The sequence below is a fragment of the Streptococcus pneumoniae genome, from assembly GCF_001457635.1.
Classification (GTDB): domain Bacteria; phylum Bacillota; class Bacilli; order Lactobacillales; family Streptococcaceae; genus Streptococcus; species Streptococcus pneumoniae.
Genome location: NZ_LN831051.1, coordinates 1827867 through 1845923, shown reverse-complemented (window position 1 = coordinate 1845923; position 18057 = coordinate 1827867). Strand labels below are relative to the sequence as shown.

Annotated in this window: 11 protein-coding genes and 5 pseudogenes; 10 read left to right on the top strand and 6 right to left on the bottom strand. The window is 38.9% G+C overall.

The genetic code is table 11. The features are described 5' to 3' along the window. Nucleotides 1-46 precede the first annotated feature (46 nt). From AT689_RS09795 to ezrA, 3 genes are all read left to right on the top strand, one after another. Nucleotides 47-610, top strand: a complete 564-nt coding sequence (locus AT689_RS09795; protein WP_000873702.1) for an HAD family hydrolase — start codon at nucleotides 47-49, stop codon at nucleotides 608-610. Nucleotides 611-624: 14 nt separating this feature from the next. After that, on the top strand, nucleotides 625-2571 hold the full coding sequence (gene gyrB, locus AT689_RS09790) for a DNA topoisomerase (ATP-hydrolyzing) subunit B (RefSeq protein WP_000134038.1): 1947 nt from the start codon (nucleotides 625-627) through the stop codon (nucleotides 2569-2571). An 81-nt stretch (nucleotides 2572-2652) separates the two neighbouring features. Next, nucleotides 2653-4380 carry a septation ring formation regulator EzrA gene (gene ezrA / locus AT689_RS09785; RefSeq protein WP_000064828.1) on the top strand — a complete coding sequence of 576 codons (1728 nt, stop codon included), beginning with the start codon at nucleotides 2653-2655 and terminating at the stop codon, nucleotides 4378-4380. 392 nt (nucleotides 4381-4772) lie between these two features. Here ezrA and AT689_RS12060 read toward each other — a convergent pair. Beyond that, a pseudogene (locus AT689_RS12060) lies at nucleotides 4773-6079 on the bottom strand (transposase). Between the two features lie 648 nt (nucleotides 6080-6727). Here AT689_RS12060 and AT689_RS12050 point away from each other — a divergent pair. Further along, nucleotides 6728-7630 (top strand): annotated as a pseudogene (locus AT689_RS12050) (IS630 family transposase); the annotation flags it as partial. Nucleotides 7631-7652: 22 nt separating this feature from the next. On the opposite strand, the gene tnpB reads toward AT689_RS12050, so the two are convergent. Further along, nucleotides 7653-8003 (bottom strand): IS66 family insertion sequence element accessory protein TnpB, encoded by a 351-nt coding sequence (gene tnpB / locus AT689_RS09760; RefSeq protein ID WP_000586654.1) that lies wholly within the window; start codon nucleotides 8001-8003, stop codon nucleotides 7653-7655. Between the two features lie 241 nt (nucleotides 8004-8244). On the opposite strand from tnpB, the pseudogene AT689_RS12650 reads away from it, so the two are divergent. Beyond that, nucleotides 8245-9505: pseudogene (locus AT689_RS12650) on the top strand (IS3 family transposase). A 111-nt stretch (nucleotides 9506-9616) separates the two neighbouring features. On the opposite strand, the gene AT689_RS09740 reads toward AT689_RS12650, so the two are convergent. Both AT689_RS09740 and AT689_RS09735 read right to left on the bottom strand, forming a co-directional pair. Continuing rightward, the gene (locus tag AT689_RS09740) at nucleotides 9617-9916 is read right to left on the bottom strand and encodes a DUF1827 family protein (RefSeq protein WP_000767195.1); all 300 of its coding nucleotides are present in this window, start codon (nucleotides 9914-9916) and stop codon (nucleotides 9617-9619) included. Between the two features lie 164 nt (nucleotides 9917-10080). Beyond that, a pseudogene (locus tag AT689_RS09735) lies at nucleotides 10081-10532 on the bottom strand (NUDIX hydrolase). An 81-nt stretch (nucleotides 10533-10613) separates the two neighbouring features. Here AT689_RS09735 and AT689_RS12045 point away from each other — a divergent pair. After that, nucleotides 10614-11463: pseudogene (locus tag AT689_RS12045) on the top strand (IS630 family transposase). Nucleotides 11464-11669: 206 nt separating this feature from the next. Here the strand turns inward: AT689_RS12045 and AT689_RS09720 are convergent. Beyond that, nucleotides 11670-13928, bottom strand: coding sequence for an ATP-dependent Clp protease ATP-binding subunit (locus AT689_RS09720; protein ID WP_000882517.1), 2259 nt, complete (start codon nucleotides 13926-13928; stop codon nucleotides 11670-11672). Between the two features lie 228 nt (nucleotides 13929-14156). Continuing rightward, entirely contained in the window at nucleotides 14157-14387 is a 231-nt protein-coding gene (locus AT689_RS09715; protein WP_000443573.1) for a YkuJ family protein, read from the bottom strand. A gap of 189 nt (nucleotides 14388-14576) precedes the next feature. Between AT689_RS09715 and AT689_RS09710 the strand changes: the two genes are divergently transcribed. From AT689_RS09710 to AT689_RS09695, 4 genes are all read left to right on the top strand, one after another. Next, nucleotides 14577-15260 (top strand): amino acid ABC transporter permease, encoded by a 684-nt coding sequence (locus AT689_RS09710; protein WP_001011635.1) that lies wholly within the window; start codon nucleotides 14577-14579, stop codon nucleotides 15258-15260. Then, nucleotides 15260-15994, top strand: a complete 735-nt coding sequence (locus AT689_RS09705; protein ID WP_000140949.1) for an amino acid ABC transporter ATP-binding protein — start codon at nucleotides 15260-15262, stop codon at nucleotides 15992-15994. The genes AT689_RS09710 and AT689_RS09705 overlap by 1 nt, the downstream gene beginning before the upstream one ends. 153 nt (nucleotides 15995-16147) lie before the next feature. After that, nucleotides 16148-17005, top strand: a complete 858-nt coding sequence (locus AT689_RS09700; protein WP_000192078.1) for a bifunctional methylenetetrahydrofolate dehydrogenase/methenyltetrahydrofolate cyclohydrolase — start codon at nucleotides 16148-16150, stop codon at nucleotides 17003-17005. A 141-nt stretch (nucleotides 17006-17146) separates the two neighbouring features. After that, nucleotides 17147-18019, top strand: coding sequence for an NAD(P)H-hydrate dehydratase (locus tag AT689_RS09695; RefSeq protein ID WP_000864683.1), 873 nt, complete (start codon nucleotides 17147-17149; stop codon nucleotides 18017-18019). Nucleotides 18020-18057 lie beyond the last annotated feature (38 nt).

Genomic DNA, 18057 nt, shown 5'->3' with positions numbered 1-18057 from the left:
AGGGAAATCATCGCTTTTTTCATAAAAAAATGCTATAATGAAGGATATGAAATATCACGATTACATCTGGGATTTAGGTGGAACTTTACTGGATAATTATGAAACTTCAACAGCTGCATTTGTTGAAACATTGGCACTGTATGGTATCACACAAGACCATGACAGTGTCTATCAAGCTTTAAAGGTTTCTACTCCTTTTGCGATTGAGACATTCGCTCCCAATTTAGAGAATTTTTTAGAAAAGTACAAGGAAAATGAAGCCAGAGAGCTTGAACACCCGATTTTATTTGAAGGAGTTTCTGACCTATTGGAAGTCATTTCAAATCAAGGTGGCCGTCATTTTTTGGTCTCTCATCGAAATGATCAGGTTTTGGAAATTTTAGAAAAAACCTCTATAGCAGCTTATTTTACAGAAGTGGTGACTTCTAGCTCAGGCTTTAAGAGAAAGCCAAATCCCGAATCCATGCTTTATTTAAGAGAAAAGTATCAGATTAGCTCTGGTCTTGTCATTGGTGATCGGCCGATTGATATCGAAGCAGGTCAAGCTGCAGGACTTGATACCCACTTGTTTACCAGTATCGTGAATTTAAGACAAGTATTAGACATATAAGAAAAAGGAATAAGATGACAGAAGAAATCAAAAATCTGCAGGCACAGGATTATGATGCCAGTCAAATTCAAGTTTTAGAGGGCTTAGAGGCTGTTCGTATGCGTCCAGGGATGTACATTGGATCAACCTCAAAAGAAGGTCTTCACCATCTAGTCTGGGAAATTGTTGATAACTCAATTGACGAGGCCTTGGCAGGATTTGCCAGCCATATTCAAGTTTTTATTGAGCCAGATGATTCGATTACTGTTGTGGATGATGGGCGTGGTATCCCAGTCGATATTCAGGAAAAAACAGGCCGTCCTGCTGTTGAGACCGTCTTTACAGTCCTTCACGCTGGAGGAAAGTTCGGCGGTGGTGGATACAAGGTTTCAGGTGGTCTTCACGGGGTGGGGTCGTCAGTAGTTAATGCCCTTTCCACTCAATTAGACGTTCATGTTCACAAAAATGGTAAGATTCATTACCAAGAATACCGTCGTGGTCATGTTGTCGCAGATCTTGAAATAGTTGGAGATACGGATAAAACAGGAACAACTGTTCACTTCACACCGGACCCAAAAATCTTCACTGAAACAACAATCTTTGATTTTGATAAATTAAATAAACGGATTCAAGAGTTGGCCTTTCTAAATCGCGGTCTTCAAATTTCAATTACAGATAAGCGCCAAGGTTTGGAACAAACCAAGCATTATCATTATGAAGGTGGGATTGCTAGTTACGTTGAATATATCAACGAGAACAAGGATGTAATCTTTGATACACCAATCTATACAGACGGTGAGATGGATGATATCACAGTTGAGGTAGCCATGCAGTACACAACAGGTTACCATGAAAATGTCATGAGTTTCGCCAATAATATTCATACCCATGAAGGTGGAACGCATGAACAAGGTTTCCGTACGGCACTGACTCGTGTTATCAATGATTATGCTCGTAAGAATAAGTTACTGAAAGACAATGAAGATAATTTAACAGGGGAAGATGTTCGCGAAGGATTAACTGCAGTTATCTCAGTTAAACACCCAAATCCACAGTTTGAAGGACAAACCAAGACCAAATTGGGAAATAGCGAAGTGGTCAAGATTACCAATCGCCTCTTCAGTGAAGCCTTCTCCGATTTCCTCATGGAAAATCCACAGATTGCCAAACGTATCGTAGAAAAAGGAATTTTGGCTGCCAAGGCTCGTGTGGCTGCCAAGCGTGCGCGTGAAGTCACACGTAAAAAATCTGGTTTGGAAATTTCCAACCTTCCAGGGAAACTAGCAGACTGTTCTTCTAATAACCCTGCTGAAACAGAACTCTTCATCGTCGAAGGAGACTCAGCTGGTGGATCAGCCAAATCTGGTCGTAACCGTGAGTTTCAGGCTATCCTTCCAATTCGCGGTAAGATTTTGAACGTTGAAAAAGCAAGTATGGATAAGATTCTAGCTAACGAAGAAATTCGTAGTCTTTTCACAGCCATGGGAACAGGATTTGGCGCAGAATTTGATGTTTCGAAAGCCCGTTACCAAAAACTCGTTTTGATGACCGATGCCGATGTCGATGGAGCCCACATTCGTACCCTTCTTTTAACCTTGATTTATCGTCATATGAAACCAATCCTAGAAGCTGGTTATGTTTATATTGCCCAACCACCAATCTATGGTGTCAAGGTTGGAAGCGAGATTAAAGAATATATCCAGCCGGGTGCAGATCAAGAAATCAAACTCCAAGAAGCTTTAGCCCGTTATAGTGAAGGTCGTACCAAACCGACTATTCAGCGTTATAAGGGGCTAGGTGAAATGGACGATCATCAGCTGTGGGAAACAACCATGGATCCCGAACATCGCTTGATGGCTAGAGTTTCTGTAGATGATGCTGCAGAAGCAGATAAAATCTTTGATATGTTGATGGGGGATCGAGTAGAGCCTCGTCGTGAGTTTATCGAAGAAAATGCTGTCTATAGTACACTTGATGTCTAAAAAATAGGGAGAAGTAGTTCCCTTGGTCTAAAAAATATGATATAATCGTTACGATTGTTTCAAGTAAAAAAGGAGTTTGATATGTCTAATGGACAACTAATTTATTTAATGGTTGCAATTGCAGTCATTTTAGTTCTGGCTTATGTAGTGGCAATCTTTCTACGTAAGCGAAACGAGGGGAGATTAGAGGCGCTAGAAGAAAGAAAAGAAGAACTATACAATCTTCCAGTAAATGATGAAGTAGAAGCTGTAAAAAATATGCACTTGATTGGACAAAGTCAAGTGGCTTTCCGTGAATGGAATCAAAAATGGGTCGATTTATCTCTCAACTCTTTTGCCGATATTGAAAATAATCTCTTTGAAGCAGAAGGCTATAACCATTCATTTCGTTTTCTCAAGGCCAGTCATCAAATTGACCAAATTGAGAGTCAAATTACTTTGATTGAAGAAGATATTGCGGCAATTCGCAATGCTTTGGCAGACTTAGAGAAGCAAGAATCTAAAAATAGTGGTCGTGTTCTTCATGCTTTGGATTTATTTGAGGAACTTCAGCATAGAGTTGCTGAAAATTCAGAACAGTATGGTCAAGCCTTGGATGAAATTGAAAAACAATTAGAAAATATCCAATCTGAATTTTCACAATTTGTAACCTTGAATTCATCGGGTGACCCTGTGGAAGCCGCAGTGATTTTGGATAATACAGAAAATCACATTTTGGCCTTAAGTCATATTGTGGATCGTGTTCCAGCCTTGGTTACGACGCTTTCTACAGAATTGCCAAATCAATTACAGGATTTGGAAGCCGGTTATCGTAAACTAATTGATGCTAAGTATCATTTTGTTGAAACGGATATTGAAGCGCGTTTCCACTTGCTTTATGAAGCATTCAAGAAAAACCAAGAGAATATTCGTCAGTTGGAATTGGATAATGCCGAATATGAGAATGGACAGGCACAAGAGGAAATCAATGCCTTGTATGATATTTTTACTCGAGAAATTGCTGCTCAGAAAGTAGTGGAAAATCTACTTGCAACTCTTCCAACTTACCTTCAACATATGAAAGAGAATAATACTTTATTGGGAGAAGATATTGCACGTTTGAACAAGACCTATTTACTTCCTGAGACAGCTGCAAGCCATGTTCGTCGTATTCAGACAGAATTAGAGAGTTTTGAGGCAGCTATTGTTGAGGTAACTTCGAATCAAGAAGAACCAACCCAAGCTTATTCAGTTCTTGAAGAAAATCTTGAGGATTTACAAACTCAACTAAAAGATATTGAAGATGAGCAAATTTCAGTTAGTGAGCGCCTGACACAAATTGAGAAAGATGATATTAATGCACGTCAAAAGGCCAATGTTTATGTCAATCGTCTCCATACTATCAAGCGATACATGGAAAAACGCAATCTGCCAGGTATTCCACAAACTTTCTTGAAGTTATTCTTTACGGCAAGCAATAATACCGAGGATTTAATGGTTGAGTTAGAACAAAAAATGATTAACATTGAATCTGTTACCCGAGTTCTTGAAATTGCAACGAATGATATGGAAGCTTTAGAAACGGAAACTTATAATATTGTACAATATGCAACTTTGACAGAGCAACTCTTGCAATATTCTAACCGCTATCGCTCATTTGATGAACGCATTCAAGAAGCATTTAACGAAGCTTTAGATATTTTTGAAAAAGAATTTGATTATCACGCTTCATTTGACAAGATTTCTCAAGCATTGGAAGTGGCAGAGCCTGGTGTAACCAATCGCTTTGTTACCTCATATGAGAAAACACGTGAAACGATTCGTTTTTAATAAAAGAAAAAGATTTTATTGTGTGAGGAGCAGAATCAAATCTTTTTCTATAGTTGTGGGGAGATTTACTTCATTTTCTCCTGAGATTGAGTTTTTGCCCAGCCGATTTATCCACCACCTCAAAACAGTGTTTTATACTCTTCGAAAATCTCTTCAAATCACGTCAGCGTCGCCTTACCGTACTCAAGTACAGCCTGAGGCTCTTAGTTTGCTTTTTGATTTTCATTTAGTATTAAAGTGATTTCGTCAGTCTTATCTGCAGCTTCAAATCTGTACTTTGAGTAACTTGGTAACCGTTCAATAACGAAGTCTATTGAAAAATCTCCAGACTAGAGAACTCACGGATAGTTCCTAATCTGGGCTCTTTGTCAACTGTAGTGGGTTGAAGTCAGCTAAGCTTGAGAAAGGACAAATTTCGTCCTTTCTTTTTTGATGTTCAAAGCGATAAAAATCCGTTTTTTGAAGTTTTCAAAGTTTCGAAAACCAAAGGCATTGCGCTTGATAAGTTTGATGAGATTATTGGTCGCTTCCAGTTTGGCATTAGAATAGTGTAGTTGAAGGGCGTTGATAATCTTTTCTTTATCTTTGAGGAAGGTTTTAAAGACAGTCTGAAAAATAGGATGAGCCTGCTTAAGATTGTCCTCAATAAGTCCGAAAAATTTCTCTGGTTCCTTATTCTGGAAGTGAAACAGCAAGAGCTGATAGAGCTGATAGTGGTGTTTCAAGTCTTCCGAATAGCTCAAAAGCTTGTTTAAAATCTCTTTATTGGTTAAGTGCATACGAAAAGTAGGACGATAAAATCGCTTATCACTCAGTTTACGGCTATCCTGTTGAATGAGTTTCCAGTAGCGCTTGATAGCCTTGTATTCATGGGATTTTCGATGAAACTGATTCATGATTTGGACATGCACACGACTCATAGCACGGCTAAGATGTTGTACAATATGAAAGCGATCAAGAACGATTTTAGCATTCGGGAGTGAAACAGCCTGGGAGACTGTTTCAGCCTGAGCCTAGAAATTTGAAAGCGAAGCTGTTTAGCCAAGTCATAGTAAGGGCTAAACATATCCATAGTAATGATTTTGACGCGACATCGGACGGCTCTATCATATTTAAGAAAGTGATCTCGGATGACAGCTTGTGTTCTACCTTCAAGAACAGTGATGATATCGAGCTTTTCAAAATCTTGCGCAATGAAGCTCATCTTTCCCTTTGTAAAAGCATACTCATCCCAAGACATAATCTCAGGAAGACAAGAAAAATCATGTTTAAAGTGAAAATCATTGAGCTTTCGAATGACAGTTGAAGTTGAAATGGCCAGCTGATGGGCAATATCGGTCATAGAATTCTTTTCAATTAACTTTTGCGCAATTTTTTGGTTGATGATACGAGGGATTTGGTGATTCTTCTTGACGATAGAAGTTTCAGCGACCATCATTTTTGAACAGTGATAGCACTTGAATCGACGCTTTCTAAGGAGAATTCTAGTAGGCATACCAGTCGTTTCAAGATAAGGAATTTTAGAAGGTTTTTGAAAGTCATATTTCTTCAATTGGTTTCCGCACTCAGGGCAAGATGGGGCGTCGTAGTCCAGTTTGGCGATGATTTCCTTGTGTGTATCCTTATTGATGATGTCTAAAATCTGGATATTAGGGTCTTTAATGTCTAGTAATTTTGTGATAAAATGTAATTGTTCCATATGATTCTTTCTAATGAGTTGTTTTGTCGCTTTTCATTATAGGTCATATGGGACTTTTTTTCTACACAAAAATAGGCTCCATAATATCTATAGTGGATTTACCCACTACAAATATTATAGAGCCCTAATCTGGAGATTTCTTATTTGCACTTTTCTTGTACAACTTTAGTCCACGGTAAATAGGCCTCTAAAACCTCTTTGTTTACGAGAGTTTCCTCGTTTGGAAGACATTCTAGAAGATAGGATAGATATTTCTCGCTATTTATACTAGACTAAAATCAAAAAGCATTATATAATAGTGATATGAAATCAACTAAAGAAGAAATCCAAACCATCAAAACACTTTTAAAAGACTCTCGTACAGCTAAATATCATAAACGCCTTCAAATCGTTCTATAGTAAAATGAAATAAGAACAGTACAAATCGATCAGGACAGTCAAATTGATTTCTAACAATGTTTTAGAAGTAGAGGTGTACTATTCTAGTTTCAATCTATTATATTTCGTCTGATGGGCAAATCTTATAAAGAGATTATAGAACTTTTATAGTAGTTTGAAATAAGATGTGAACAACTCTATCAGGAAAGTCAAATTAATTTATAGAAATATTTTAGCAGCCAAGGTGTACTGTTATAGATTCAATACACTATAGACTGTAATCAAACAACGATTTGGCGAAATGTAAAAAAATATGAGGAGTTCGGACTCGACTCTCTCCTTCAAGAAACACGTGGTGGTCGTAACCATGCATATATGACGGTTGAGGAAGAGAAAGCCTTTCTTGCCCGTCATTTGAAGGCTGCAGAGGCAGGAGAATTTGTTACAATTGATGCCTTATTTCAGGCTTATAAAAAGGAGTTAGGTCGTTCCTACACACGTGATGCCTTCTATCAACTGTTGAAGCGCCATGGTTGGCGAAATATTATGCCACGTCCAGAACATCCTAAGAAAGCAGACGCTCAAACCATTGTCGCGTCTAAAAATAAAATTTCAATTCAAGAAGAAAAGAAAGCGCTTTAAAACCAGTAGACGTTTTCATAAGGTTCGCTTGATGTACCAAGATGAGGCTGGCTTCGGTAGAATCAGTAAACTGGGATCTTGTTGGTCTCCAATAGGAGTAGGTCCACATGTCCATAGTCACTATATACGAGAATTTCGCTATTGTTATGGACCCATACAGGCGAATCATTTTTCTTAATAGCTGGTGGATGTAATACTGAGTGGATGAACGTCTTTTTAGAAGAGCTTTCACAAGCTTATCCAGATGATTATCTTTTATTCGTTATGGACAATGCTATATGGCATAAATCAAGTACCTTAAAGATTCCGACTAATATTGGCTTTGCATTTATTCCTCCATACACACCAGAGATGAACCCCATTGAACAAGTGTGGAAAGAGATTCGTAAACGTGGATTTAAAAATAAAGCCTTTCAAACTTTGGAAGATGTCATGAATCAACTTTAAGATATCATACAAGGACTGGAGAAGGAGGTGATAAAGCCCATCGTTAATCGGAGATGGACTAGAATGCTTTTTGAAAGCAGATGAGTATAAAAAGAAAGTCCTCATTTCAATAGAAATCACGACTTTCTGATGGATTTATTTTTGGAGTGATAGAAAAGCCCTTCATAAGCCAGTCTACTTGTTCAGGTGTGAGAGCTTTGACATCCTTTTCTGTACTGGGCCAAGTCAGTCTGCCGTTCTCAAAGCGTTTATATAGTAGCCAAAATCCTTGACCATCCCAGTAAAGGGCTTTAAAGCGGTCTTTACGTCCACCACAAAAGAGAAAGACTTGACCGGAGAAAGGATCCAATTCAAAGTGGGTTTTAACTACATAGGCTAATGAGTCTATTCCCTGCCTCATATCTATCTTGCTACAAACAAGGTGAACTTGACCTAAATCACTTAGTTGAATTATCATAGTACAATACCTTTCCTCCGATAATTATTTTTTATCTAGTATACTGGAAGTTGGGGAATTAGGATAGATACCTTGTTATGACGCGCTTACGTAACTTGTAACTAGCTGCCTAGTTTGATCTTTGCTTCTTCATTGATTAGCAGTAGATTTCAAAATGATAAAAACGCATAATAGTGGGTGTAGAATGAACTGCCCCCCAAAAGTTAGACAGAAAAAATCTAACTTTTGGGGTGTTTTTATTATGAAATTGAGTTATGATGATAAAGTTCAGATCTATGAACTTAGAAAACAAGGATATAGCTTAGAGAAGCTTTCAAATAAATTTGGGATAAACAATTCTAATCTTAGGTATATGATTAAATTGATTGATCGTTACGGAATAGAGTTCGTCAAAAAAGGAAAAAATCGTTACTATTCTCCTGATTTAAAACAAGAAATGATTAATAAAGTCTGACATGAAGGCTGGACTAAAGATAGAGTTTCTCTTGAATACGGTCTCCCAAGTCGTACGATACTTCTTAACTGGCTAGCACAATACAGGAAAAACGGGTATACTATTGTTGAGAAAACAATAGGGAGAGTACCTGAGAGCGGAAAATGCCATCCTAAAAAAGTTAAGAGAACTCCGATTGAAGGAGGAAAAAGAGAAAGAAGAAAGACAGAAATTGTTCAAGAATTAATGACTGAGTTTTCGTTAGATCTTCTTCTAAAAGCCATTAAACTAGCTCGTTCGACCTACTACTATCACTTGAAACAGCTAGACAAAACAGATAAGGACCAAGAGCTTAAAGCTGAAATTCAATCCATTTTTATCGAACACAAGGGAAATTATGGTTATCGTCGGATTTATTTAGAACTAAGAAATCGTGGTTATCTGGTAAATCATAAAAGAGTTCAAGGCTTGATGAAAGTACTCAATTTACAAGCTAAAATGCGACAGAAACGAAAATAAAGGAGACGTTGGTAAGAAGGCAGAGAATCTCATTCAAGGCCAATTTGAAGGCTCTAAAACAATGGAAAAGTGCTACACAGATGTGACAGAATTTGCCATTCCAGCAAGTACTCAAAAGCTTTACTTATCACCAGTTTTAGATGGCTTTAACAGCGAAATTATCGCCTATAATCTTTCTTGTTCGCCTAATTTAGAACAAGTACAAACAATGTTGGAACAGGCATTCAAAGAGAAGCACTATGAGAATACGATTCTCCATAGTGACCAAGGCTGTCAATACCAACACGATTCTTATCATCGGTTCCTAGAGAGTAAGGGAATTCAAGCATCCATGTCACGCAAGGGAAACAGCCAAGACAACGGTATGATGGAATCTTTCTTTGGCATTTTAAAATCCGAAATGTTTTATGGCTATGAGAAAACATTTAAATCACTTAATCAATTGGAACAAGCCATTATAGACTATATTGATTATTACAACAACAAGAGAATTAAGGTAAAACTAAAAGGACTTAGCCCTGTGCAATACAGAACTAAATCCTTCGGATAAATTAATTGTCTAACTTTTGGGGTGCAGTTCATTTCGGCACCTGCTACTATGCGTTTTATTATGGAAAGACTTATTGGACTTTCTCTCAAATCGAGTTTTTACTCAATTTTCTTACTTGATTGGGATTGAAATTCCAATTAATTTCTCTGAGTAGAGTGTCTTGATATTGGCTTCATCAACAGAGGTCTTATCAATTTTACGTTTCAAGAAAAATTCTTGAATGGTTTCGATTTCAGGCTCACGAATAGCACGGTGTTTGTTTGAGATGAGGATTTCATAGTGAAGCGGAGCTTGGGTAAAAATAACATCTGTATTCCCTGCAGAATAAACCTCAACAAGGGTTGCATCGGTACTTTCTAGCTGACTTTTTACAAGTTGCGAGTGTGAGTTTGTCGTATTGATAAGCTTCATAATATTTCCTCCGATTTTCTAATTCTATTATAGCACTTTTTGAATAAAGTCGCTTGATTTATACTCAATGAAAATCAAAGAGCAAACTAGGAAGCTAGCCGCAGGCTATACTTGAGTACGGTAAGGCGACGCTGACGTGGTTTAAATTTTATTTTCGAAGAGTATTAGTCAATCTTATGCTGTTTTTTCCAAGATTCAATGGCCCATTTATGGCTACCACGTTTAAGGTTTTGGATAGCCTCGTCAATAGGGAACCAGGCAATATGATTAAAGTTTTCTAGTGGCTTTTGTACTTCTTTGAAAGAAGTTGCTTCATAGAGGTAGGCAGGATTGTAGTAGTAGGTATCACGATGACGAGAATAGAAATATTCGTCAGCTTGTCCGTAATAGGTACCAATTTCTGCTGTGAAACCAAGCTCTTCAATCAACTCACGCTTTAGGGCTTCCTGATGATTTTCACCTGCTTCAATTTCTCCACATGGTAGGAACCAAGCACCATTTGGTTCTTGAACAAGAACAATTTGTTTTTGTTCAGGATTAGGGATAACTGCATATACGCCATAGCGAGCAATATAGTCTGTATTCGCTTTTTTTCTCCGAAAGTTGGGTTTGCCATTGCATTTTCCTCATTATCTAGTATCGTTATTATTATAGTGAAATGAACCAAAAATAGTACACAATGTGGTATAATCTTCTTATGGCATATTCAATAGATTTTCGTAAAAAAGTTCTCTCTTATTGTGAGCGAACAGGTAGTATAACAGAAGCATCACACGTTTTCCAAATCTCACGTAATACCATTTATGGCTGGTTAAAGCTAAAAGAGAAAACAGGAGAGCTAAACCACCAAGTAAAAGGAACAAAACCAAGAAAAGTTGATAGAGATAGACTTAAAAACTATCTTACTGACAATCCAGATGCTTATTTGACTGAAATAGCTTCTGAATTTGGCTGTCATCCAACTACCATCACTATGCGCTCAAAGCTATGGGCTACACTCGAAAAAAAAGAACCACACCTACTATGAACAAGACCCAGAAAAAGTAGCCTTATTTCTTAAGAATTTTAATAGTTTAAAGCACCTAGCACCTGTTTAGATTGATGAAACAGGATTCGATACTTATTTTTATCGAGAATATGGTCGCTCATTAAAAGGTCAGTTAAGAAGAGGCAAAGTATCTGGAAGAAGATATCAGAGGATTTCTTTGGTTGCAGGTCTAACAAATGGTGAGTTAATCGCTCCAATGACTTACGAAGAGATGATGACGAGCGACTTTTTTGAAGCATGGTTTCAGAAGTTTCTCTTACCAACATTAACCACACCATCGGTTATTATTATGGATAATGCAAGATTCCATAGAATGGGTAAGTTAGAACTTTTATGCGAGGAGTTTGGGCATAAACTTTTACCTCTTCCTCCCTACTCACCTGAGTACAATCCTATTGAGAAAACATGGGCTCATATCAAAAAGCACCTCAAAAAGGTATTACCAAGTTGTTGCAATACCTTTTACGAGGCTCTTTTGTCCTGCTCTTGTTTCAATTGACTATAGCAGATTGAAATAAGATGAGAACAAATCGATTGGGAAAGTAAAATTAATTTCTATAAATGTTTTAGCAATTGTTTCGTACTATTTCAGATTCAGTCTACTATATATCATAATGGACAAAGGGCAAGCTGTCAAGAAATTACAGTTATTTTAGTAAAAAAAGAAGCAGAAAAATTTCATTTTCTACTCCTTTTCTATAGGATTTATTTTTCTTTTTCAGAACTTTTAACTTCAGCTTTTTTGGCAGATTTAATCTGAATGTTTCCCTTGCTAGTCATAACTGCTTTGAGATCTTTTTCGCTTGGATTTTCAAGGTAGTAGTCAGTGATTGTGTCCTCAATATAGTCTTGAATAGTCCGACGAAGTGGGCGTGCTCCCATTTTTGGATCATAACCTAGGTCAACCAACTTTTCCTTGACCTTGTCAGTTACATCCAAACGAATGTTGTTGCTAGAGAGGCGCTTGTTAACATCTGCTAGCATGAGCTCGACAATCTGAAGGAGGTTATCCTTGCTGAGAGCCTTAAATTCGATAATGCCATCAAAACGGTTCATAAACTCTGGGCTAAAGAAGTTACCGAGTTCACCGAGGACAGAATTGGTACGTCCTTCTCTAGCAGCACCAAATCCAACGCTAGCTTCGGTCTTTCCTGTACCTGCATTTGAGGTCATGATAATGATGGCATCCTTGAAGCTAACGGTGCGTCCTTGCCCGTCTGTCAAACGACCATCGTCCAAGACTTGAAGAAACATGTGCATAACATCTGGGTGAGCTTTTTCCACTTCATCGAGAAGGATGAGAGAATATGGATTGTGGCGAACTTTTTCAGTTAATTGACCAGCCTCATCATAGCCAACATAACCTGGAGGAGCGCCGACCAACTTAGCCACACTATGTTTTTCCATGTATTCACTCATATCAAAGCGAATCATACTATCAGCAGAACCAAAAAGTTCGATAGCCAGTTGTTTGGAAAGTTCTGTCTTACCGACACCAGTTGGCCCAACGAAGAGGAAGCTTCCGATTGGGCGGTTAGGGGTACCAAGTCCGACACGATTACGGCGAATAGCCTTGGCAATCTTATCGACTGCATCATCTTGGCCAATAACATGAGACTTGAGATCTTCGGCTAGATGGATGAGTTGAGATTGTTCTTTCTCTTTCAAATCACCAACAGGGATATTGGTTTTCTGCTCGATAATGTGCTCAATAGTTTTCTCGCTGATGATAGGAGTATCCTGGTCTGTGATCTTTTTCTTTTGCATTTCCTTATACTTGGCAATCTGGTCGCGGAAGTAGGCCGCCTTCTCAAAATCTTCTTCTCGTGTAGCTTGAGACTTGAGATTTTCAGCCTCAATCAAGCGCTGATCAATTACTTTAGGATCCACAAAATTCAAGGTCAAGTTCATCTTAGAACCAGCTTCATCTAGGAGGTCAATGGCCTTGTCAGGCAAGAAGCGATCTTGGATGTAGCGATTGGAAAGAGTTGCAGCTGCTTCAATCGCAGCATCGGTATATTGAACGTGGTGGTAATCTTCGTATTTCTTTTGAATCCCTTTGAGAATAGTGATTGTTTCATCCACCGTTGGTTCATCGACTTTAACAGGCTGCATACGACGCTCGAGGGCAGCATCCTTTTCAATGATACGGTATTCATTGAGGGTAGTAGCACCGACTAGTTGCAGTTCTCCACGAGCAAGGGCTGGCTTGAGGATATTTCCTGCGTCCATATTACCATCACTCGCAGAACCAGCACCAACAATTTCATGGATTTCATCGATAAAGAGGATGATGTCTTCACGTTTGCGAATTTCTTCCATGAGTTTTTGCATGCGTTCTTCAAATTGTCCTCGAATCCCCGTTCCTTGAACTAAGCTAACCACATCCAGACGGATGACTTGTTTACCTTGGAGTTTATGTGGCACATCGCCATCGACAATTTTCTGAGCTAGACCTTCGACAACGGCCGTTTTTCCGACACCAGGTTCACCGATAAGGACAGGATTATTCTTCGTTCTACGATTGAGAATCTCGATGACACGGATAATCTCATCGTCGCGCCCAATAACGGGGTCAATGTCTCCACGACGGGCAATTTCAGTTACATTAATACCAAATTCTTCCAGCAGGCCTTTTTCTTGGCTAGGTGGCGGAGTTTGAGCAGATCCACGATTTTGGGAACCATAACCGCCGTTTCCACCGTAACCTCCACCTGATTGGGTTGGGGGAATAGGAGGAGTATTGCTAGAAGGTCTGAAATTGTTTAGATCATTGAAGAAATCACCAAAGGGATCGAAGTCACGATTGTTCAGATCCGTCATACCTTTGAAGAGGCTATTGTTAGGATCTGTTTTGATAATCTTATAGCAGTTTTGACAGAGGTCAATTTGTTTTTGTTTTCCATTGAGATTGGTGTAAAGATGAATTGTTGAGTCGTTAATTTTACAGTTTTGACAAAGCATACATCTACCTCATTTCTTTCTTTAGCCTGACTTGTTTAAAGGTCAAAAATAGTCAAATTCTATACTCTCATTATAACAGGATTGGGGTGTAAAGCAAGTAAAAAGATTGAAGCTTTGAGAAGTTGTTACAATGAAAATTTTTGTGAATTTGGACTATAAAAAAATCCTATTTGTGAGACAAAAAGGATTTTACTTAGACATGCAGGGACAATCCCAGCTTGTTTTAGATTAGTAGAGAAGTTCGTAAATTTCCATTGCGATTAAGTCAATGCTATCAAACGTATACGTTTCGCGATCTTCTACGTCACGAAGGGTAAAGATTGGGCCGTTTTCTTCGTCGTGGCTGTACGCAACTTCTGCAACAACAACTCCTTCGCGTTCAAAATTACGTTTTAAATTTCCGCCATCGTTTGCCATTGCTTCAAGGCGGTTGATGATTCTAACCAAATGTGATTCCATTTTGATTCTCCTTCATTTCTTATCGTTACTATTTTACCATAAAGGAGGCCAACTTGACTAGAAAAAACTAAGATTTCTCGCTAATTCTGCTAGTTTAAAGATTTTTAAATAAATTGGATAAAAAATTTAAATTTTAATTCAAAACATGTTATAATCATACAGTATTCTATTTTAGAAAGCAGTGTGACTATGAATTTTTCTTTTTTACCTAAGTATTTACCTTATTTTAACTATGGGGCTGTTGTGACGATTCTTATTTCTATCTGTGTTATCTTTTTGGGAACTATTTTGGGTGTTGTCTTGGCTTTTGGGCAACGTTCAAAGTTTAAACCGCTTGTTTGGTTGGCCAACTTGTACGTTTGGATTTTCCGTGGGACACCGATGATGGTTCAAATTATGATTGCCTTTGCTCTTATGCATATCAATGCTCCGACTATTCAGATTGGAATTTTAGGTGTTGATTTTTCGCGTCTGATTCCAGGGATTTTGATTATCTCTATGAATAGTGGTGCTTATGTTTCGGAGACTGTTCGTGCCGGAATCAATGCGGTTCCAAAAGGTCAGCTAGAGGCGGCTTATTCGCTAGGGATTCGTCCTAAAAATGCGATGCGTTATGTGATTTTGCCACAAGCAATCAAAAATATCTTGCCAGCATTGGGGAACGAATTTATCACCATTATCAAGGACAGCTCCCTCTTATCAGCTATTGGGGTCATGGAGTTGTGGAATGGGGCTACAACAGTTTCTACAACAACCTATCTACCTTTAACACCGCTTTTATTTGCAGCATTTTATTACTTGATTATGACCTCTATTCTGACAGTAGCCTTGAAAGCTTTTGAAAAACATATGGGACAAGGAGATAAGAAATAATGACAGAAACCTTGATAAAAATTGAAAATTTACATAAATCTTTTGGAAAGAATGAAGTATTGAAGGGAATCAACCTCGAGATTAAAAGAGGAGAAGTTGTCGTTATCATCGGTCCTTCAGGGAGTGGGAAATCTACCTTGCTTCGCTCTATGAATTTGTTGGAGGAAGCAACCAAGGGGAAGGTTATCTTTGAGGGAGTCGATATTACGGACAAGAAGAATGACTTGTTTGCCATGCGTGAGAAGATGGGCATGGTTTTCCAACAATTTAACCTCTTTCCTAATATGACTGTGATTGAAAATATTACCTTGTCACCTATCAAGACCAAAGGTGAAAGCAGGGAAGTTGCTGAGAAGAGAGCCCAAGAGCTTTTGGAAAAAGTTGGTTTGCCAGATAAGGCAGACGCTTATCCACAGAGTCTGTCGGGTGGGCAGCAACAACGGATTGCCATCGCGCGTGGGTTGGCTATGGAACCAGATGTTTTGCTCTTTGACGAACCAACTTCAGCCTTGGATCCTGAAATGGTAGGTGAGGTATTGGCTGTTATGCAAGACCTTGCCAAGTCAGGGATGACTATGGTTATCGTAACACATGAGATGGGATTTGCCCGTGAGGTGGCAGATCGTGTTATCTTTATGGCAGACGGTGTGGTTGTTGAAGATGGGACACCTGAGCAGATTTTTGAACAAACCCAAGAACAACGGACTAAAGATTTCTTGAGTAAGGTTTTATAATCTATTTTAAAATTTCAAGACAAGATTAGTGAAAAGTTCAACCAGAGCTTTTTCTTATAGTTTGAAACTATAGGATAACCTAGGAAAGAAGTGTTAGAGGGCACTAGCAGTTTTTGGTATAATGGAAGATATTTGAAAGAAAAGAGAAGTGATATGACACAGATTATTGATGGGAAAGCTTTAGCGGCCAAATTGCAGGGGCAGTTGGCTGAAAAGACTGCAAAATTAAAGGAAGAAACAGCTCTAGTGCCTGGTTTGGTAGTGATTTTGGTTGGGGATAATCCAGCCAGCCAAGTCTACGTTCGCAACAAGGAGAGGTCAGCTCTTGCGGCTGGTTCCCGTAGCGAAGTAGTGCGAGTTCCAGAGACCATTACTCAAGAGGAATTGTTAGACCTGATTGCTAAATATAATCAGGATCCAGCTTGGCATGGGATTTTGGTCCAGTTGCCATTACCAAAACATATCGATGAAGAGGCGGTTTTATTAGCCATTGACCCAGAAAAGGATGTGGATGGTTTCCATCCCCTAAACATGGGACGTCTTTGGTCTGGACATCCAGTCATGATTCCCTCGACACCTGCAGGAATTATGGAAATGTTTCATGAATATGGGATTGACTTGGAAGGTAAAAATGCGGTCGTAATCGGTCGTTCAAATATCGTTGGAAAACCTATGGCTCAGCTTCTTTTGGCTAAAAATGCGACAGTAACCTTGGCCCACTCACGAACTCATAATCTTGCCAAGGTGGCTGCTAAAGCAGATATTCTTGTAGTCGCAATCGGCCGCGCCAAGTTTGTGACTGCTGACTTTGTCAAACCAGGTGCGGTTGTCATTGACGTTGGGATGAACCGAGATGAAAATGGGAAGCTCTGTGGAGATGTTGATTATGAGGCAGTTGCACCACTTGCTAGCCATATCACGCCAGTCCCTGGAGGTGTCGGTCCTATGACCATTACCATGCTGATGGAGCAAACTTATCAAGCAGCACTTCGGACATTGGATAGAAAATAAGAGAAACATTCGATTAATAGAGTGTATTTTCTATAGCTATATCTAAAATGGCAGAAATGAATATTAAATTTTAGATATAAGATTACAAAAGGAGGTCTGCGTCTCCTTTTTGTTGTATAATAAAAGTGAGAGGGAAAAAGGATGAAAGTGATTAATCAAACCTTACTAGAAAAAGTTATTATTGAACGTTCTCGTTCAAGTCATAAAGGAGATTATGGTCGTCTGCTGCTGCTTGGTGGTACTTATCCTTATGGAGGTGCCATCATCATGGCTGCTTTAGCAGCTGTAAAAAGCGGTGCAGGATTGGTGACCGTTGGAACGGACAGGGAAAATATCCCGGCTCTGCACAGCCATTTACCTGAGCCTATGGCCTTTTCTCTTCAAGACCAGCAATTGTTAAAAGAGCAATTGGAGAAGGCAGAAGTTATCTTGCTGGGGCCTGGTTTACGAGACGATGCTTCTGGAGAAAATCTAGTAAAACAGGTCTTTGTTAATTTAAGCCAAAATCAGATTTTGATTGTAGACGGAGGTGCCTTGACCATTCTTGCTAGGACAAGTTTGTCATTTCCCTCAAGCCAGCTTATCCTAACTCCTCACCAAAAAGAATGGGAAAAATTATCTGGAATTACGATTGAAAAGCAAAAGGAAGATGCAACGGCTAGTGTTCTGACTTCCTTCCCTCAAGGAACAATTTTGGTGGAGAAAGGCCCAGCTACTCGTATTTGGGAAGTTGGCCAATCTGATTATTACCAGTTACAGGTTGGTGGTCCTTATCAGGCGACTGGGGGAATGGGAGATACTCTGGCTGGGATGATCGCAGGATTTGTAGGCCAATTCCGACAGGCCAGTCTCTACGAGCGTGTGGCAGTAGCGACCCATCTTCATTCAGCCATAGCCCAAGAACTATCTCAAGAAAATTATGTGGTCTTACCGACGGAAATCAGCAGGTATCTTCCCAAAATAATGAAAATTATTTGTCAACAAGATAGGGTAAGCAAAGATAAACTTGTTTAAAATAGACAGATAAATCTACTTCCTTCTCTTAATTTATG